Source organism: Pseudomonas sp. MF08875 (genome assembly GCF_059862525.1).
Genome location: NZ_JCBCUW010000110.1, coordinates 1 through 2,281 on the forward strand (window position 1 = coordinate 1; position 2,281 = coordinate 2,281).

The window sequence follows — 2,281 nt, forward strand, 5'->3', positions numbered from 1 at the left end:
AAGTTGAGTAAGAGACAGGGCGTAGTCGGGCTATCTCCCTATCTCTCCTCACCGAACCGGACGTGCACCTTTCAATGCATCCGGCTCTCCGTTTAAACGCTGGCGAACGCCATAGCCACTTCAGTGAAGCGTGAGGTCCATGTATTCCTGGGCTCCGACCTCAGGTAAGGATTACCTTCGGGCAGACGCCACCTGAACTGCTTCTTGCCTTGCCCAACTAACCGATACAGTGTTTCACCGCTGAGTTTGCCGTTATTGGTCTTGCCAAATAAAACCCAAGTCTTACTTTGGCTGGGCTTAGGTGCTTTGCACCATTGGCGCATCAGGGGTTTGATACGGGAGCGGTATTTGTGAGCCAGCCAATGGGCCAGTTTCCAAAACACGACACGATCGATACAGCTGAATACTTTGGCTTTGAAATCAACGAATTGATAAAACGCCGCCCAGCCTTTCAGCTTTCGGTTGATTGATTCAACCATGTCGATCTTACTTTCACTGTGGTTACCTGATAGCAGTGCCGTCAGTGAGGCTGCGAAGCTTCTGGCTTTGTCTCGTGGGATCGTCGTGACCACACGCATATCGCCGTATCGGCTACGCTTGCGAATGATCCGATGGCCCAGAAAAACAAATCCATCATTCACATGGGTGATCTTGGTCTTTTCCATGTTCAGCCTGAGTTTCAGGCTATCTTCGAGCACACTCCGGCACTCTTCTCTGATGGCTTGCGCTTGTGCTTTAGTGCCTTTGACGATGATCACAAAATCATCGGCATATCGGCAGTAAGCAACGGCTGGCTTCCATTGCCAGTTCTCTCTGATCGCCGTGCTTCGACCAAGCTGGATGCTGTGGTTCCAGTACCATCGATCTTTTCGAGCCTTCGGATTCAGGTAGTGTTCATGCAGGTACTGATCGAACTCATTGAGCATGATGTTCGACAACAATGGCGATATAACACCACCCTGCGGTACTCCTTCACTGGCGGCCCGGAAGAGTCCGACATCGATATGGCCAGCTTTGATTGTTTTCCACAGCAGTTCCAAGAAACGAGTGTCTCTGATTCTGCGGCGTACGGCTTTCATCAGCAGGCGATGATGCACGGTATCGAAGTAGCTTGACAAGTCACCTTCAATGACCCAGCGGCCCCTCGTCTCTGCATTGTCTGTGAGTTGAAGTTTCACAGTACGGATTGCATGGTGGACACTGCGTTCAGGCCGGAAACCATACGAGAGCGTATGAAACTCACCCTCCCAAATGGGCTCCATGGCCATCAGCATAGCCCGTTGAACAATACGATCTCGCAGAGTGGGGATGCCGAGTGGTCGTTGCTTGCCATTGGCCTTGGGGATATAGATCCGCCTGGCCGGCAGTGGCTGGTAGCTACCCGAGAGAAGATCTTCCCTGAGCTTTTGCAATACATCCGCCAGTCTGGCTTGCAGCATTGGCTTGTCCACTCCATCAACGCCAGGCGTACGGGCGCCTTTTGATGACAGAGTGATTCGCGCTGCCTCCGCCAGCCAGTCCGGCTGTGCTATCAGGCGCAGTAACCGATCAACCCGCTGGGGTGGATCGGTTGCTGTCCATGTGGCCAGCTTGCGTTGCATTTCGCTGATTATCAAAGGTCTTCACCTCGTTAGGTCAGTTAATTCGCTTGGCAAACACATTTAAACTGCTCCCCTTCGCCATGTAATGGGCTTTCCCCATCGCGGACTACTACGGAAGCTCCGCCAGTCAATGCGTCATTGAGGTCATGCCCCCTTGGCATCCGTCATTGACCTTCCCCGGTTCACCTATCTGGACTCAAGCATGTTGAGGAGGCTGCCCATCGCACTCTTTATCCTTGCTTGCCGCAAGTTGACAGAAAGCAGCAGCCCGATCTGTGATGGATTCTGCTGTCCCAAAGCTCTGCATACATATCAAAGCTCCTTCGATCGGCAGCGCATACCTGTCACTGCCTGTTCCTTCTGTACGGCTTATCAGATCACGTAAGCCGTGGTGACATTTCAACCCTCAGAGGCGGATTAATGGGTTCATGTTCTTCAGCCTTTCAACACTCAGTCTTGAGGATCATCTTGGCTTAGTGATCTCGCCTCAATCCCCGTTGTCAGCGGGTTACATCACCCTGCAGGCATACCACAGGTCACTGCCGCTCAGACTCACCACCGTCACAGTCGATGGGGTGTTTGGTTCCTCATCATGAGTTCCCAGTTCAACATTCCAGATAGACTCGTGGTTCATTTGAGCATCCATGCTCACCCTGAACTCCGGGCACACTGTAGGTGAT

The 2,281-nt window shown here is 52.3% G+C and carries 1 protein-coding gene; it reads right to left on the reverse strand.

Translation table 11 applies throughout. The features are described 5' to 3' along the window. Positions 1-92: 92 nt before the first annotated feature. Positions 93-1,616: a group II intron reverse transcriptase/maturase gene (gene ltrA / locus AC19YT_RS28110; protein WP_048388495.1), complete on the reverse strand. Its 1,524-nt coding sequence runs from the start codon at positions 1,614-1,616 to the stop codon at positions 93-95. Positions 1,617-2,281: the final 665 nt, after the last annotated feature.